This is a genomic window from Cutibacterium nasicola (genome assembly GCF_051303185.1).
GTDB lineage: Bacteria > Actinomycetota > Actinomycetes > Propionibacteriales > Propionibacteriaceae > Cutibacterium.
Genome location: NZ_JBPPGE010000001.1, coordinates 678,001 through 694,301 on the forward strand (window position 1 = coordinate 678,001; position 16,301 = coordinate 694,301).

17 protein-coding genes are annotated in these 16,301 nt (G+C 64.7%); 11 read left to right on the plus strand and 6 right to left on the minus strand.

Features of this window, described 5'->3' with window-relative positions; translation table 11 throughout:
* Positions 1–10: 10 nt before the first annotated feature.
* Together ACSJJT_RS03195 and ACSJJT_RS03200 are read right to left on the minus strand one after the other, a co-directional pair.
* Positions 11–454, minus strand: a complete 444-nt coding sequence (locus ACSJJT_RS03195) for a response regulator transcription factor (protein WP_435916889.1) — start codon at positions 452–454, stop codon at positions 11–13.
* Positions 455–680: 226 nt separating this feature from the next.
* Positions 681–998: an MGMT family protein gene (locus ACSJJT_RS03200; RefSeq protein WP_435916890.1), complete on the minus strand. Its 318-nt coding sequence runs from the start codon at positions 996–998 to the stop codon at positions 681–683.
* Here ACSJJT_RS03200 and ACSJJT_RS03205 point away from each other — a divergent pair.
* Positions 997–2,523 carry a GuaB1 family IMP dehydrogenase-related protein gene (locus tag ACSJJT_RS03205; protein WP_435916891.1) on the plus strand — a complete coding sequence of 509 codons (1,527 nt, stop codon included), beginning with the start codon at positions 997–999 and terminating at the stop codon, positions 2,521–2,523. The genes ACSJJT_RS03200 and ACSJJT_RS03205 overlap by 2 nt on opposite strands.
* A 65-nt stretch (positions 2,524–2,588) precedes the next feature.
* Positions 2,589–3,245: an NAD(P)H-binding protein gene (locus tag ACSJJT_RS03210; protein WP_435916892.1), complete on the plus strand. Its 657-nt coding sequence runs from the start codon at positions 2,589–2,591 to the stop codon at positions 3,243–3,245.
* A 490-nt stretch (positions 3,246–3,735) separates the two neighbouring features.
* On the opposite strand, the gene erpA is transcribed toward ACSJJT_RS03210, so the two are convergent.
* From erpA to ACSJJT_RS03225, 3 genes are all read right to left on the minus strand, one after another.
* Entirely contained in the window at positions 3,736–4,089 is a 354-nt protein-coding gene (gene erpA, locus ACSJJT_RS03215) for an iron-sulfur cluster insertion protein ErpA (RefSeq protein WP_435916893.1), read from the minus strand.
* Positions 4,090–4,262: 173 nt separating this feature from the next.
* Positions 4,263–4,553: a PspA-associated protein PspAA gene (pspAA, locus tag ACSJJT_RS03220; RefSeq protein ID WP_435916894.1), complete on the minus strand. Its 291-nt coding sequence runs from the start codon at positions 4,551–4,553 to the stop codon at positions 4,263–4,265.
* Positions 4,550–5,353 carry a PspA/IM30 family protein gene (locus ACSJJT_RS03225; protein ID WP_435916895.1) on the minus strand — a complete coding sequence of 268 codons (804 nt, stop codon included), beginning with the start codon at positions 5,351–5,353 and terminating at the stop codon, positions 4,550–4,552. The genes pspAA and ACSJJT_RS03225 overlap by 4 nt, the downstream gene beginning before the upstream one ends.
* 199 nt (positions 5,354–5,552) lie before the next feature.
* Here ACSJJT_RS03225 and ACSJJT_RS03230 point away from each other — a divergent pair, with 199 nt between their 5' ends.
* The 5 genes from ACSJJT_RS03230 to lipB all read left to right on the plus strand — a co-directional run bounded on the left by ACSJJT_RS03230 (position 5,553) and on the right by lipB (position 11,034).
* Positions 5,553–6,305 carry a DUF3043 domain-containing protein gene (locus ACSJJT_RS03230; protein ID WP_435916896.1) on the plus strand — a complete coding sequence of 251 codons (753 nt, stop codon included), beginning with the start codon at positions 5,553–5,555 and terminating at the stop codon, positions 6,303–6,305.
* A gap of 80 nt (positions 6,306–6,385) precedes the next feature.
* The gene (locus tag ACSJJT_RS03235; protein WP_435916897.1) at positions 6,386–6,604 is read left to right on the plus strand and encodes a hypothetical protein; all 219 of its coding nucleotides are present in this window, start codon (positions 6,386–6,388) and stop codon (positions 6,602–6,604) included.
* Positions 6,605–6,757: 153 nt separating this feature from the next.
* Positions 6,758–8,284, plus strand: a complete 1,527-nt coding sequence (locus ACSJJT_RS03240) for a leucyl aminopeptidase (RefSeq protein WP_435916898.1) — start codon at positions 6,758–6,760, stop codon at positions 8,282–8,284.
* A gap of 160 nt (positions 8,285–8,444) precedes the next feature.
* Positions 8,445–10,142, plus strand: coding sequence for a 2-oxoglutarate dehydrogenase, E2 component, dihydrolipoamide succinyltransferase (gene sucB / locus ACSJJT_RS03245; RefSeq protein ID WP_435916899.1), 1,698 nt, complete (start codon positions 8,445–8,447; stop codon positions 10,140–10,142).
* Between the two features lie 73 nt (positions 10,143–10,215).
* On the plus strand, positions 10,216–11,034 hold the full coding sequence (gene lipB / locus ACSJJT_RS03250) for a lipoyl(octanoyl) transferase LipB (RefSeq protein WP_435916900.1): 819 nt from the start codon (positions 10,216–10,218) through the stop codon (positions 11,032–11,034).
* 106 nt (positions 11,035–11,140) lie between these two features.
* Here lipB and ACSJJT_RS03255 read toward each other — a convergent pair whose 3' ends face one another.
* Positions 11,141–11,263 carry a hypothetical protein gene (locus ACSJJT_RS03255; RefSeq protein ID WP_435917072.1) on the minus strand — a complete coding sequence of 41 codons (123 nt, stop codon included), beginning with the start codon at positions 11,261–11,263 and terminating at the stop codon, positions 11,141–11,143.
* Between the two features lie 46 nt (positions 11,264–11,309).
* Between ACSJJT_RS03255 and ACSJJT_RS03260 the strand changes: the two genes are divergently transcribed.
* From ACSJJT_RS03260 to ACSJJT_RS03275, 4 genes are all read left to right on the plus strand, one after another.
* Entirely contained in the window at positions 11,310–12,302 is a 993-nt protein-coding gene (locus ACSJJT_RS03260) for a lipoyl synthase (RefSeq protein ID WP_435916901.1), read from the plus strand.
* Positions 12,303–12,529: 227 nt separating this feature from the next.
* Entirely contained in the window at positions 12,530–13,300 is a 771-nt protein-coding gene (locus ACSJJT_RS03265; protein WP_435916902.1) for a DUF4191 domain-containing protein, read from the plus strand.
* 7 nt (positions 13,301–13,307) lie between these two features.
* Complete coding sequence (locus tag ACSJJT_RS03270) at positions 13,308–15,110, plus strand: ABC-F family ATP-binding cassette domain-containing protein (RefSeq protein ID WP_435916903.1); 1,803 nt, start codon at positions 13,308–13,310, stop codon at positions 15,108–15,110.
* An 89-nt stretch (positions 15,111–15,199) separates the two neighbouring features.
* The gene (locus tag ACSJJT_RS03275; RefSeq protein ID WP_435917057.1) at positions 15,200–16,294 is read left to right on the plus strand and encodes a glycosyltransferase 87 family protein; all 1,095 of its coding nucleotides are present in this window, start codon (positions 15,200–15,202) and stop codon (positions 16,292–16,294) included.
* Positions 16,295–16,301 lie beyond the last annotated feature (7 nt).

Genomic DNA, 16,301 nt, shown 5'->3' on the forward strand with positions numbered 1-16,301 from the left:
TTCCTTTGAGTCAGCCGGTCTGTTCGTCGGGCTTCACAGCCTCGCCGCGAGACGCACGAACAACCGCGGCAACCGTCTGGGGCAGGGCCACCGGATCGACGGGATGGGTGGCGATGGCGTCAGCATGGGACCAGGACGCCAACCAGGCATCGGCGATGCGTGACACCAGGAGAACTACCGGAGGGCAGTCCTCAACCTCATCCTTGAGCTGATGGCACACCCCCATTCCGCCGTACGGGGTCGATTCGGCATCCGCAATCAGGACGTCGTGGTGCCCACTGCTCACAGCACCGACGACCGAGGCCTCGGTAGCTGTCTCGATGACCTCGGCACGTGGAAGATCCGAGGCGATCATCCCGCTCAACGCGACCTTCACCTGCTCACGAACAGTGTGATCATCTGAGTAAACGAGAATCTTGAGAGCGCGTGACGGCTCCCCATGTTTGTCACCCATGAGCGGCCCTTTCCCTCGACGACGTGGGACTGACTGAACTGCCGGCCACCAGTAGTGGGCCGGATGCACCACAGTTGATGCTACAGCCTGCCGGGCCTCACTGGGCCGAGGCCGTCCTGACTACTGAGATGACCGGTATCACCTCGGCGGGCAAAGGACCGCTTTTGTCAGGTGCACATCCTGCCGATCCCGTCTGAACCCTGTGAAGGCTCCTCGGCCGGGGCCGTCATGCCTGGATGCGCAACCTCTGCCAGTTGCGTTCCCACTCCTGCGGATCGGGGACATGCACGCGCAGCATTCCTGGGCCCCCATCCAACCCTTCGTCGTCCCAGTGACAGCGAGCCTCAGCCATGAGGTGGTCCGGCAGGGTTCCGCGAACACTCGTAACTCGCCACCACTCCACCTCGTGACCGTGCCTGGCCATGATTGAGCCGACCCGGCGCGGGGAGGTTCCGACGAGCTCGGCAACGTCTGAGTAGGACACCACTGTTCTCGGCGGCAGGGCTTCCACCGCCGCCAGCACGTCATCGACGATCGAGCTCATGACACCAGTGTGCCGCGACTCGTCAAGACATGACCGCAAGGTGACGACGTGGGAGAATGAGGACGTGCGTTTTCTCAATGAGCAGCCGAATTACGACCTGACGTACAACGACGTCTTCATGGCCCCGAACCGTTCCTCGGTTGGGTCGCGGATGAATGTCGACTTGACGTCAACCGACGGACTGAGCACTCCCCTACCCGTCGTCGTGGCCAACATGACCGCAATCTCCGGACGGCGAATGGCCGAGACCATCGCCCGCCGTGGAGGCATCGCGATCCTGCCCCAGGACATTCCCGCCGACTTCGTCGCAAGGTCCATCCGTCGGGTGAAGGCTGCCCACACTCGTTTCGACACCCCGGTCACCGTCAGTCCGACGACGACCGTCGGCGAGGCCATGAGCCTGCTCAATAAGCGCGCCCACGGCGTCGTGCTCGTCATTGAGGACCATCGCCCCGTTGGTCTGGTTTCCCCCGCCGAGGCGGAGGGAGTGGACCGCTTCGCCCAGTGCCACGAGGTCATGACCACCGACCTCGCCCTGGTCGGGCCCGATGCCAGCCCTGACGACGTCTTCCAAGTCCTCGCGGAGCGGCACCAGAAGGTCGCTGTGGCCGTCGACGAGACCGGCGTCCTCGTCGGCATCATGACATCGCGTGGCGCCCTGCGCGCTGAGATCTACCGTCCTGCCGTCGATCCCGACGGTCACCTCATGATCGGTACTGCCATCGGGATCAATGGCGACGTCGCCGGCCGCGCCCGTAACGCACTGGGCTCCGGTTCCGACGTTCTCGTCATGGACACCGCTCACGGCCACCAGGACCAGATGATCCGGGCCATTGGCGTGGCTGACGAGGCCCGCACCACCTTCCAGGAGAGGACCGGACGCCGTATCCCCATCGTGGCCGGCAACATCGTCACCCGGAGCGGCACCCTGGACCTGCTGGAGGCCGGGGCCGACATCATCAAGGTTGGTGTCGGGCCAGGTGCCATGTGTACCACCCGTATGCAGACCGGCGTCGGGCGTCCGCAATTCTCCGCGATTCTGGAGTGTGCTGAAGCGGCCGCCGAGGTCGACGGGGCCATCTGGGCCGACGGAGGCGTCCGCCACCCCCGTGACGTCGCCCTCGCCCTAGCAGCCGGAGCCGGATCGGTCATGATCGGCTCGTGGTTCGCCGGCACCCACGAATCCACCGGAGCCATGCTCGTCGATCACGACGGCCGCCTGTACAAGGAATCCTTCGGAATGGCCTCGGCCCGCGCAGTGCGCCACCGCACCCGCCAGCGCAGCGCCTCTGAGAGGGCCCGCGCTGCTCTGTTCGAGGAAGGGATCTCCCAGTCGAAGATGTACCTCGATCCCCAGCGTCCTGGGGTTGAGGACCTCGTCGACTTCATCACCTCCGGGGTGCGATCCTCCTGCACCTACGCCGGAGCGGCCAACCTCAAGGAGTTCCACGAGAAGGCCGTCATCGGTGTGCAGTCCCCCTCGGGATATGAGGAGGGACGCGCCCTGCAACACAGCTGGACCTGAGCTGATGGCGAACTGTCACCGTCACTCACCTTGACCCGACCTTGGTCGGTTCTAGGGTGAGGGGCATGACAGCAGATCGAATCCTCATCATCGGTGGCCACGGACACGTGGCCAAGCACTTCGCGCAGCACGCTACCTCGAAGGGTCGCCACGTCGATTCCGTCATTCGGCGTGAGGACCAGGCTGCTGATGTCGTCATGTGGGGCGCAAATCCCATCGTCGCCGATGTGACCTCCCTACGGCCTTCCCAGTGGGACGATCTCGTCAACGACCACGACGCCGTGGTGTGGTCAGCCGGGGCGGGCGGCAAGGGCGGACCCGAGGACACCTATGCCGTCGACCGAGATGCTTGCAAGCATCTCGTCGACGCCATCGCGCGCTCCCCCCGCGGGCCGCGGTTCGTGCTCATCTCGTGGTGTGGCAGTCCCGACCACGGCATTCCCTCGGACAACGACTTCTTCCCCTATGCCGACGCGAAGGCAGATGCCGACCGTCACACCATGAGCTCGACGGTGCAGTGGACGATCCTTGGTCCGGTCACCCTCAGCCATGATCCCGCCACCGGCATCCATGTGCTGGAGGAGGACGAGGAGTACGAGGACGCCACAGTGTCCCGCGAGGCCGTTGCTCAGACCGCTCTTGCCTGTCTGGATGACGAGACCACGGTTGGCCGTTTCATTCGCTTCCGCGACGGTTCCCAGCCCATCGCAGAGGCCATCTGAGCCAGAACCGCGTAGCATCCTCCGACGAAGGACGGAGAAGAGCACCCTCAGGGCCATGATCCCCGACAACTCCAACGCCCAGGTACCGGCATGCTGGAGGCACGTGGTGTCGTCCTCGACCGACACCGATCTTCGTCGGAGTGGGGTCCAACTGGTTAAGATCCGGGCTCCTCCCAATGGCGCCCACCTCATGGATGACGACTCCGTCGACATCCGGGATCTTCTGCTCCATGTGGTTGAACGTCCAGGACCACTTCTGACACTTCGGGGCACGTCCCGGTCAGGGTCGTGTCGACAGCTGAATCAGCGTCCCCTGCTCATCCTTCCCCATTGAACGCCCGCCCCGACCCGGTGGGGACAGCTGATTGTTGTGGCTGCTGCACCGAGCAATAGCGAAACTGAGCCGTCCCCGTCAGTCCAGCTGGACTGACGGGGACGGCTCAAAGACCTCCGAGGGTATGCCCGGGAAGTGATCCCAGTAGTCAGCGACTCAGTGGAAGGAATCCCCACAGGCACAAGTACCGGTCGCGTTGGGATTGTCGATGGTGAATCCCTGCTTCTCGATGGTGTCCATGAAGTCGATCGTGGCGCCAGCCAGGTAGGGGGCGCTCATCCGGTCGGTCACCACGTTGACCCCGCCGTAGGTCTTGACGACGTCACCGTCGAGGTGGCGCTCATCGAAGAAGAGCTGGTAGCGCAGACCCGAGCAACCGCCCGGCTGCACGGCCAGACGCAGGGCGAGGTCGTCGCGTCCCTCCTGATCGAGCAGGGACTTCACCTTGGCCGCGGCGGCGTCGGTGAGGATGATTCCATCGGTGGTGGGGGCGTTGACGGTGTCGGTCATGTGGACTCCAAGAACGTGTGGTGGACGGTCCCGGGGAGATGACCCGGGCGGTCGATCCAGGTGGATCGGGCGGGTATGTCGTCCCGTCGCGTCGTCCACTCTATCCGCCGCGCACCGTCGACATCGAACTGTGGCAATTCAGCGTGCAGCTGAACGGGGACGTCTCACCTTCGTCAGCCGGGGATGAGGCCGTCTCCAGCAGGGTTCTCCGAGAGCCAGACCGAGACTTCCTCGATCGTCGCCGAGACATCGGGGACGATGAGGTCCGAGTCGACGATGTTGTCGTCGACAATCGGCGTGCCAGCAGTGCGGACGATCGTCACCAATTCCGAGAGAGCCTCGGTGAGCTCGCTCTGCGACGTGGTCTCGATGGCGTGTTCGACGCGGGAATCGATGCGGTTGAGATGGTCCATCTCGGTGTCGGGCACCTGCCACTGGCCCTCACCAACGATACGAATGATCATGACTGGTCCTCCTGACGCCGCACAGCACGCGATCCAGTTTCCGGGTTCATCCCCATATCGGAGCCGGGCTCCAGCTCCGGAGTTGAGTTGTCGTGGCCGGTACCCAGCTGTGCCTTGAGGGCAGACAGCTCAGCGTCGATGGAATGGTCACTGGCAAGGTTGTCGAGCTCGCGAGTGATGTCGTCTCCACAGCTACTGGTGGGATCCTCGATGGCCCCACTGGCCATGAGCTCGTCAACGGCTCCCGCGCGGGCCTGGAGCTCCATGGTCTTGTCCTCGGCACGCGTGATCGCCATGCTGATGTCGCCCATCTCCTCGTTGAGACCGGTGAAGGCCTCATTGATACGGGCCTGGGCCTCGGCCGCCGAGTAGGTGGCCTTGATGGTCTCCTTCTTCGTGCGGAAGGCATCCACACGGGCCTGAAGACGCTGGGAGCCGCGGATGAGCTTCTCCTCCTCAGCCTGCAAGGTGGCGTGCTGGGTCTGCAGGTCGTTGAGCTGAGCCTGCAGGGTCGCCTTACGGGTCAGTGCCTCCCGAGCGAGATCCTCACGGCCCTGCTCAAGAGCACGAGCAGCCGCGTTCTGCATCTTGTCGACGTCAGCCTGCAACTGGTTCATCTGCAGCTCGACGCGCTTGCGGCTCGTGGCGACGTCGGCGACGCCCCTGCGCACCTTCTGCAACATGTCGAGCTGACGCTGGTAGGAGTAATCGAGGGTCTCGCGAGGGTCCTCGACCTTGTCGAGGGCCTTGTTCGCCTTGGAACGGAACACCGTCGAAAGTCGTGCAAATATGCCAGCCATAGGTGGAGTCGAATCCTTCCCCTTCGGTGCTTGATGACTCCGGGAAGTCGTCAGCGTTACGGTTGCCTGATCCTTAGCGTACGGGACTGCGCAACCACGGCCCAGAGCAATACCCGTACAATCTTCTCAGCCCAGACAGGGTCGCCCCGGCTGGAACAGGCCACCGCGGGCACGAGTACGACACCAAAAAGGATGGATCGTGGGACTGTTCCGCCCCTATGAACAGGGAGACAGCAAGAAGGCCGGAACGGCGGGCAAGACCGTCGAGACAAAGCCGGTGTCCAGCACCGAGTCCTCCCCGTCCTCGACCGCAGCAGCTCTGAAGCCCGCCTCCGAGGCGTTGAGCTCCAGCACGGAGCAGCAGTCGACCAAGCGGCACCGCGTCGACAAGGAGCGTCGTCCAGCTGCCTCTGAAGCACCAGTTACCCACTCGAAGACCCAGGCCCGCCACGTGGCGAAACAGGGACCGACCCCGTCCCGCGCCGAGGCCGAGGCTGCCCGTCGGGAGCGTCTCAACCCGACCCTGAGCAAGAGGGAGGCCCGCAAGCGGGAGCGGCTGGCCAAACGCGAGCGTCAGGCTACGGCCATGAAGGCGGCCGAGCACCGCCCGGAGCGGGGATACATCCGCGACTACGTCGACTCCCGCTGGACCTTCAGCGAGTTCATCATGCCGATCTTCCTGGCCGTCATGGTGATCTGGTTGGCCATGCTCTTCATCGCCCCCACCGCAGTTGGCGCGATCAATGCCATGTCCTTGGGCATGCTCATCGTCATGCTGGTGTGGTTGGTCGACTCCTGGCGGTTGTGGCACGGTGCCAAGAAGGGCATCCGCGCCCGCTACCCCAACGCTCCCCTGCGCGGTCTGTGGGCCTACCTCAACAACCGAGCCATGACCGTGCGTCGCTGGCGCAACCCGGAACCACGCATCGAACGCGGCGAGAAGATCGACTGATCCCAGGCCTCCCGGTCCTGCAACCCCACGTTGATGCGTCCGTGTCCCTTTCGGGGCACGGACGTGGTTGTCTTGTGGATATGAGTTACTCGTGGATTTTCACACAGCCTCGCGTCACCGTCGAGGGGGCAGAGCACCTTGGTGAATTCGGTGCCGGCCAGCAGTTCGAGTCCCAGGAGGAGGCCGAAGCATGGCTCTCCGGAACCTGGCCCGAGTTGCAGGACGCCGGTGTCGACGCGGTCACCCTCATGGAGGACGATGAGGTCGTCTACGGTCCGATGGGGCTGTCCGAGGAATGAATTGACGCCGTCGGTGTCCTGAGAGGTGGCGGAACTCACACACCGTACGCGGCACGGGCACCGCGCCGTCTCGCACCCGAGGCGCCTCGACTAGGCTTCACGACGAGGCGTCGGCCCGGGTCTGCCCGGGCCCCATCCTGAACCGACCCCTGAATGAGAGGAATCCTCGTGGCCAACAGCACCGAGCTGCCCATCCGTCCGCGTCCCGATCTCAAGGTCTCCCGTAATGCCAACGGCGCCGACGTCGTGATCGCCGGCCTGGTCGAGAGCTCCCAGGGCCCCGCCGTCCAGGGGCTTGCACCGCGAGCCGTGAACGAAGCCGAGGAGATTTTCGGTGCTTCGCTGGCCGAGGTTGCCATCCGCGCTGGTGGCTCGACGAAGCTGGGGTCCACCGTGGTGCTGCCCTGGTCCGGGAACAGCCTCGTCTTGGTCGGCTGCGGGACTGAGGGAAGTGATACTGAGGTCCTTCGCAAGGCTGCCGGCGCCGGTGCGCGCGCTGCCGCTGCCCTCTCCCACGGCACACCCCTCAAGGTGGCCGTCGACATCGGAACCGCTTCGGCCGAGCAGGTCCGTGTCGCCGCCGAGGGTGCCCTGCTCGGTTGCTACAGGGTGCCTGTCATCACCGCGAACGCGGGTGCACCCGAGGTCTCCACCGTAACCATCGTCTCCAATGCCCGTGGCGCCAAACCCGAGCTCGACAAGGCCCGGATCCTTGCCGACGCCGTCTACACCGCCCGTGACTGGGTAGACGCTCCTGCCAACCTCCTCTACCCGAAGACCTTCGCCGCCTCGGTGCGGTCGTGGTGCAAGGACCTCAAGGACGTCACCGTCGAAGTCCTTGACGAGAGGGCTCTCGTTCGTGGCGGTTTCGGTGGCATTCTGGCCGTCGGTGGCGGTTCGGCCCACTCCCCCCGCCTGGTTCGCGTGGAGTACTCCCCGGAGGGCGCCACCACCACCCTGGCCTTGGTCGGCAAGGGCATCACCTTCGACTCCGGTGGCCTGGACATCAAGACCGCTGCCGGCATGTACACCATGAAGTGCGACATGGGCGGTGCTGCCGCCGTCCTGGCCGCTGTCGGTGCGGTCGCGCACCTGGGCCTCAACATTCGTGTCATTGCCTACGGCTGCATGGCCGAGAACATGCCCTCCGGATCGGCATGGCGACCCTCCGACGTCGTCACCATGTACGGCGGCAAGACCGTCGAGAACGCCAACTCCGACGCCGAGGGCCGCATCGTCATGGCCGACGGCCTGGCTCGCGCCTGCGAGGACGAGCCGGACTACCTCGTCGACATCTCCACCCTCACCGGCGCCTGCATGGTCGCCCTCGGCAACCACACTGCCGGGGTCATGACCTCCGGCGCCCAAGCCGCCGACACCCTGTTGGATGCCTCTGAGGCAGCCGGTGAGGACTTCTGGGAACTCCCGATAACTGACGAGGTGCGCGACGGATTGCACTCCGACATCGCCGACGTGAAGTCCTCGGGGGTCCGCGAAGGCAGTGCGATGGCCGCCGCGGCCTTTCTGCAGCACTTCGTGACGCCGGGCGTCGACTGGGCCCACCTCGACATCGCCGGCCCGGCATACAACAACGCCATGCCGCACGACTACACCCCGATCCAGGGAACCGGGTTCGGAGTGCGCACCTTGGTACAGCTCGCCGCCAATCTGGCTGACTGACGACCTTCATCGCCGCGAGGGGCAGGACTTGGAGGTTCTGCCCCTCGGCGTGTTCGGACGAGATTTTTCTGATTCCAGGAATGGGGACAACTGCACATTTACCCATCGTCCGGCTAGGCTTGCAACGAATCCGTCGCGGTCTGCAAAGGAGCTCCAACACATGTCGACCGAAGTCACTCTTCCCGCACTGGGCGAGTCCGTCACCGAAGGCACCGTGTCCCGCTGGCTCAAGGCCGTCGGAGACACCGTCGAGGCCGACGAGCCCCTGCTCGAGGTGTCCACCGACAAGGTCGACACCGAGGTCCCCTCCCCCGCCTCCGGCACCCTGATCGAAATCAAGGTCCCCGAGGACGAAGACGCCGAGGTCGGCGCCGTGCTCGCCATCATCGGCGACCCCTCCGAGTCCGACTCCGCTCCAGCCGAGGCCCCCGGTGGACATGATGATGCCCCCACACCGCAGCTTCAGCCTGAACCCGCAGCCGACGAGAAGTCTGGTCCCGCCACTGGTGGCGCGGCCAAGGGCGTCGAGGTGACTCTTCCCGCACTGGGCGAGTCCGTCACCGAAGGCACCGTGTCCCGCTGGCTCAAGGCCGTCGGAGACACCGTCGAGGCCGACGAGCCCCTGCTCGAGGTGTCCACCGACAAGGTCGACACCGAGGTCCCCTCCCCCGCCTCCGGCACCCTGATCGAAATCAAGGTCCCCGAGGACGAAGACGCCGAGGTCGGCGCCGTGCTCGCTATCATCGGCGACCCCTCGGTCGCCGAGTCTGCTCCCGAGCCGGTGAAGAGCAAGACCGAGGAGACCCCGGCCCCCGCGCCGACTGCTCCGAAACCCGTTGAGGCTCCGAACCCGACTGGCACCAACGCGGTCGCCCCACGTGCCACCAACCCGTCCTCCGACGTCTACGTCACCCCGCTGGTCCGCAAGTTGGCCAAGGAGAACAACGTCGACCTGTCCATCATCACCGGAACTGGCGTCGGTGGCCGCATCCGAAAGCAGGACGTGCTGGCTGCTGCTGGCAAGCCCGAGGAGGCCCCGACCCCCGCGCCGACTCCCGTCTCTGCTCCTGCTCCAGCCGCCCCGAAACCCGCTGGTTCAGCTCGCAAGGCCTCCCAGGAGGTCTCCCCGGAGGCCGTCGCTCTACGCGGTACCACCGAGAAGATGAGCCGTTTGCGCAAGGTCATCGCCTCCCGCATGGTGGACTCCCTGCAGGTCTCGGCCCAGCTCACCGCCACCGTCGAGGTGGACATGACCGCAATCTCCCGCGTTCGCAAGGCTGAGAAGGCTTCCTTCAAGGCTCGCGAGGGAGTTGGCCTGTCCTACCTGCCATTCATCACCAAGGCCGTCGTCGAGGCCCTCAAGGCCAACCCGAAGTTCAACGCGAACATCGACACCGAGGCCGGAACGATCACGTACGGCGCCTCCGAGAACATCGGCATCGCCGTCGACACCCCGCGTGGCCTGCTGGTTCCGGTCATCAAGAACGCCGGCAACCTCAACATCGCTGGACTGGCTCACCAGATCGGCGACCTGGCTGCTCGCGCCCGCGACAACAAGGTCACTCCCGACGAGCTGGCCGGTGGTACCTTCACCATCACCAATTACGGCTCGGCTGGTGCTCTCTTCGACACCCCGATTGTCAATCAGCCCGAGGTCGCCATCCTCGGCACCGGTGCCTTGGTGAAGCGCCCGGTCGTCGTCACCAACGAGTTCGGTGAGGACACCATCACCATTCGCGACATGATGTACCTCTCGCTGTCCTACGATCACCGTCTCATCGACGGTGCCGTGGCGGCTCGCTTCTTGTCAGGCATCAAGGCCCGCCTGGAGGAGGGTGACTTCGCCGGAGAGTTCTGATTCGACACCTCAAGGGCCCGGTGTGGAATTCCGCACCGGGCCCCGCCATGTATCCGGACTACCATGGGTCAGCGTGACAGACGCCCAGGCAACCCCACAGCCCACCACACCCCAGGTCGTTGACGGGGTAGTTCCCAGGGGATGGGTGGATCATCCCGCTGGCTTGGAATTCGAATGTCTGGGCATCGCGGACAACCCCCCGGTACGCACCGAGTACAACGAGTGCTGGGCCCACCAGCGTGAGGTGCACGCCGAAGTCTCGCGCCATCAGCGCCCCAGCACGGTCATCTACGTCGAGCACGACCCTGTCTACACTGCGGGCCGACGCACCCGCCCGGAGGCCTATCCCTTCGACGGTACCCCTGTCATCCCGGTGGATCGCGGCGGTGAGATCACCTGGCATGGTCCGGGCCAGCTCGTCGGATACCCCATCGTCTTCCTGCAGCGCGGCATCGGTGTCGTGGACTACGTGCGTCGGGTCGAGGAGTCGATCATCCGCCTCGTTGCCGAGTACGGGTTGAAGGCCGGACGGGTCCCCGGACGTACCGGCGTCTGGTTTCCCTCTGATGGCGTCGGCCCGGAGCGCAAGGTCTGCGCGATCGGCATCCGGGTCTCTCGTCAGACGGCGATGCACGGATTCGCCCTCAACGTCGACCCCGACACCGCCTGGTTCGACAACATCATCCCCTGCGGTATCACCGACGCTGACGTCACCAGCATGGGACGCGAACTGCGACGTCTGCATGGCCCCGACGCCGAGGTGCCCTCCATCCTGGAAGTGGCAGGCAAGCTCGAGCCCATCCTCACCGAGATGATGTCCTTCCAGCCCTATGAGATGAGCCCGGACATCCCGCGTCCGGAGCACCCGGCGTTCCTTCACCCCATGTCGTGAACCTGTCCGTCATCCCGGCTACGGTCCCCACCGCACCGGAGATGCTGGTGACAGTTCTGCCTGCCCCGCCGATACCGATGACCGGAGCCATCTCGGTGGGTCCCCATCATGACTTCGCCACCGACTCAGGAGCCCCTGCCGCCACCGGCATGATGATCGCGGTTTCCGGGCAGCTCAATCCACTGAATGGTTCGTCAAGAGCCTGTCCAGCCTCTTCGTCGTCACCCATTCGCTGAGGCTTCGCAACGTTGGTGCACACAGTTAAACTGGCCGACGTGAGTGTCGAGGCAGACGGCAGAAGGCTCCTCCGAGTCGAGGTCAAGAACTCCCAGACCCCCATCGAGGACAAACCTCGCTGGATTCGTACCCGGGCTACGATGGGTCCGCAATACCGCGACATGCGACGCCGAATGATAGACGGTGATCTTCACACGGTGTGCCAGGAAGCTGGCTGTCCCAACATCTTCGAGTGCTGGGAGGACCGCGAGGCCACCTTCCTCATCGGCGGCGATCACTGCACCCGCCGTTGCGATTTCTGCCAGATCGAGTCGGCCAAGCCGGAGGGCTACGACAAGGACGAGCCACATCGTGTCGGCGAGTCGGTCATGCAAATGGGCCTACGTTACGCCACCGTCACCTCGGTCTGCCGTGACGACCTCGAGGACGAGGGAGCTTGGTTGTGCGCCGAGACCATCCGCCAGATCCACCAGTTGAACCCGGGAGTCGGCGTCGAGATGCTGGCCCAGGACTTCTCCGGCAGGCAGGAGCTCCTTGACGTCGTCTTCGAGTCCCGCCCGGAGGTCTTTGGGCACAACCTCGAGACAGTCCCACGCATCTTCAAGCGCATCCGCCCCGGATTCCGCTACGACCGTTCACTGGCCGTCCTCAACTCGGCCCACGAGGCGGGTCTCATCACCAAGTCCAACCTCATCCTCGGCATGGGAGAGACTCGTGAGGAGATCTCGGAGGCCATGCAGGCCCTGCATGATGTCAAGACCGACCTGCTGACGATCACCCAATACCTGCGCCCGAACGCCTACCTGCACCCGATCGACCGCTGGGTGGCCCCGCAGGAGTTCGACGAGCTGGCCGAGGAGGCCCGCGAGATTGGATTCGTCGGTGTCATGAGTGGCCCACTGGTGCGCTCCTCCTACCGCGCCGGACGTCTCTACCGTCAGGCCATGGAGGCTCGCGGGGAGAAGCCGGTCACCATCGTCACCGGCTACCGGGACGGGGAGAAACCGGCTCCGTTTGCCGCCAAGGAGTAATCAGAGGAGCTTGATCAGCTTGACGAGGGGCAATGACGACCACCCCGAAAGTCAATGAGGATGATCGACGCGACAACGAACAAGGCCACGGCAACTCCTCCCCGGCCGTGACGCCAGGCGGCGGTGCCCCGGGTACATACGGAGGAACCACGTCGAAGTAGGGTCGCCGTCACGAAACCGGTAGAATGCCGCGGAGTCCGTCCATCAACGTCGTCGGGAGCGTGTCAATGCCCAAGAGCCAGGCAGCCAAGGAACTCGCCGCCAAACAGAAGGCGCAGGCCAAGGCCGAGAAGGAGCGTCGCAAGAATTCCGACAATCCCAAGGACTGGAGCACCGGCAAGCAGCTCGTCGAGACTTTCAAGCTGACCCGCCAGGTTGATCCCCAGCTCCTCTGGTGGGTCATTGGCGCCTTCGCCCTTGTTGTCGTGGCGATCACCGTCCTCGGTCTCATTTTCACTGACCTGTGGTGGGCTTGGCTCATCGTCGGCATCTTCGCTGGCGCCGCTACCGCCATGTGGGTATTCCAGGCGCGCGCCAAGCGTTCCATGTACACCCGCTTCAAAGGCCAGACCGGCTCAGCCGAGGTGGCTCTCTCCCTGCTGGACAAGAAGAAGTGGACCTCCACCCCGGCGATCGCCTTCACCCGACAGCAGGACGTCGTGCACCGCGCCGTCGGACCGGCCGGGATCGTCCTCATCGGCGAGGGCCACGGCAACGGTCTGCGCAATCTGCTGGCCACCGAGACCAAGCGTCACGAACAGGTCGCCTACGGTACCCCGGTGACCTCGCTCATCATGGGCGACGGCAAGGGTGAGGTTCCGCTGGAGGACCTCGACAGGCACATCAAGAAGCTGCCCAAGGCCCTCAACGCCTCCCAGGTGGACGAGGTCGTCAACCGTCTCAATGCCCTCGACGCCATGCGTCCGAAAGTGCCGCTACCCAAGGGCCCGATGCCCAATTCCATGAAGGGCGCCCGCGCCGCCATGCGGGGACGCTGAGCCTCCGTTGGCCGGCACGAATCTCGTCAACGCCGATCGCATCTCGAAGTCTTGGGGCACACGGACGGTCCTCTCGGAGACGTCCCTGGGACTCTCGACGGGAGATGTCATCGGCGTGGTGGGGCGCAATGGGGACGGAAAATCCACCCTCCTGGCCCTTCTCACCGGCTCGTTGAAACCCGATTCCGGGACTGTGACGCGCACCAATGGGATTTCCATCGGGGTGCTCGCCCAGGCCGAATTCCCCAAGGGCGACGAGACCGTCCGTGACCTTGTCGTCGGTGGCCGTCCCGACCATGCCTGGGCGGCGGATCGCAAGGCTCGCCCGATCGTTGAGGACATGCTCACCGACATTGACCTCGACCGTCCCATGGCCGATCTGTCCGGTGGTGAGCGCCGTCGGGTTGCCCTGGTCTCGATCATGTTGGGTGACCACGACCTACTCGTCCTCGACGAGCCCACCAACCACCTCGACGTCGAGGCCGTCGCCTGGCTGGCGGGGCAGCTGCGCCACCTCCAGGAGCGCGGTGTGGCCATGCTCGTCGTCTCCCACGACCGCTGGTTCCTTGACGAGATCTGCACCGACATCTGGGAAGTCCACGACGCCACTGTTGAGGCCTATGAGGGCGGATACTCCGCCTACATCCTCGCCCGGGTGGAGCGAGCCCGCATCGCCGCCAGCAACGAGGCCACGCGTCAGAATCTGGCGCGCAAGGAGCTGGCATGGTTGCGTCGCGGCGCCCCCGCCCGCACTTCCAAACCTCGTTACCGCGTCGAGGCCGCGAATGCCCTCATCGCCAATGTCCCCGAGCCCCGCGACAAGCTGGAACTGGCGCGGTTCTCCGCGGCCCGGCTGGGCAAGGACGTGCTGGATCTCAAGGACGTCACCGTAACCGTCGCTTCCGACGAGCTGGGCGTGCGCACCCTGCTGGACAACGTGACATGGTCGATCGGACCAGGCGACCGAATCGGCCTGGTCGGCGTCAATGGTGCCGGCAAGACCACTCTGCTGAATCTCTTCGACGGATCCCGCCAGCCTGACTCCGGCCGCGTCAAGCAGGGCAAGACTCTGCGGCTTGCCCATCTGCGTCAGGAGGTGGACGACCTCGACGCGACGACGACGGTGCTGGAGTCGGTCAACGATGTCAAGGCGAGGACGAAGCTTGCCACCGGGCGCGACGCCTCTGCCGCGGACCTGTTGGAAGGATTCGGGTTCACCGGACAGAAACTCGTCACCCGTATCGGCGACCTCTCTGGTGGTGAACGCCGGCGTCTTCAACTATTGCGTCTCCTCATGGATGAACCGAACGTCCTACTCCTCGACGAGCCAACCAACGACCTGGACATCGACACATTGCGTCTCCTGGAGGACTATCTCGACTCCTGGCCAGGAACCCTCATCGTCGTCTCCCACGACCGTTGGTTCCTGGAAAGGGTCTGCGACGTGGTGTGGGCCCTCATGGGCGACGGGACGGTCGCCCTGCTTCCCGGAGGGATTTCACAGTATCTGGAGCACCGTCGCAACCGTGCGACCGGCCCGTCGAAGTCGAGCCGCGTGGGCACCGAGAGCTCCCAGCAGAAGGTCAACACCGCTGCTCTGAGGCAGGCTCGCAAGGACATGGACCGGATTGACCGCAAGATGGGCAAGGTCCGCGACAAGCTGGCCTCGTTGCACGAGGAGATGGCTACCAAGGCCGACGACTACCATACCCTCGCCGACCTGCAGACGAAGGCCAATGACCTTGACGAGCAGATGTCGAGTCTGGAGGAGCAATGGCTGGAGGCTGCCGACGTCGTGGAGAATCAGTGATGGCACGCGGTGATGGTCCCCGGATCCGAGGATCCGGGATGTGGCCCACGATCGTTGTCTTGGTCATCACCGTGGCGTGGACGCTCATCATGCCCAATCCGACCGACCTCAGGATCTACCGGGACTGCGTGCGAGCCATGCTGGACGACCCGGACAAGCTGTACACTGCCACCTCGGTCAGTGGTCTGGGATTCACGTACCCACCCTTCGCCGCAATCGCCCTCGTCCCGTTGTCCCTCCTGCCGTTCCGCGCCGCGACGATCCTCCACTGTGCCGTCAGCGCGACCGCTCTCGTCATCATGATCGACGTGACGTGGCGGCACTGCGGACGTCGACCATCGGGCATCGTGACGGCCGCTGTCGCCGCAATCCTGGTGGCCAGCGAACCGATCGCCAAGAGCTTCTCCTACGGCCAGGTCAATCTTCAGCTGGCTCTCCTGGTCATCCTTGACGTCTTCGTTCTTCCACGCGCATGGCGCGGCGTCGGCGTTGGTGTGGCCACCGGATTCAAGCTCACCCCCGGCATCTTCGCGCTGTGGTACCTCGTCACCGGCCAGTTCAAGGCAGCACTGCGGGCCGCTGCTGTCGGAGTGTTAACAATGGCTCTCGGCTTCGCCATCGCACCGACGGCGTCGTGGAGGTACTGGACCCACTACATGGTCTCCCCGAAGCGGCTCGGCGGGCTGACCTGGGCTGGCAACCAATCCTTGTCAGGGATGCTGTTACGACTGGGACGAGGAGAGCTCACCCCAGTCTGGCTCATTCTGGTCGTCCTCTGTTGTCTGCTAGCCGGGATCGCGTCTCGTCGGCTGTGGCAGCAAGGAGGGGCCGATCGGGTGTGGTCCCTGCTGTGCGCGGGAATCTGCGGATGCCTCGTGAGCCCGGTGTCATGGTCCCATCACTGGGTGTGGACCGCGCTGATCATCGTCGCAGGACTGGCAGATCGACGCCGAGCCCGCCACTGTCTCGCCCTACTCTGGGCCTTCGCCACCCTGACATGGATGGTCTGGTGGTTCCCAGCAGGTCATGACCAAGAAGTTGCTGCGCCTTGGTGGCAGAAAGTCCTCACCGACTCCTACGAGATCCTGGGTGCCGGGTCCCTCCTCGCCTTGGCCTGGAGCCACCGTGCATCAGTCGCACGGCATGAGGAGGGCGGACCGTCATCCGGCCCGCCCCACCCGTAACGCTCAC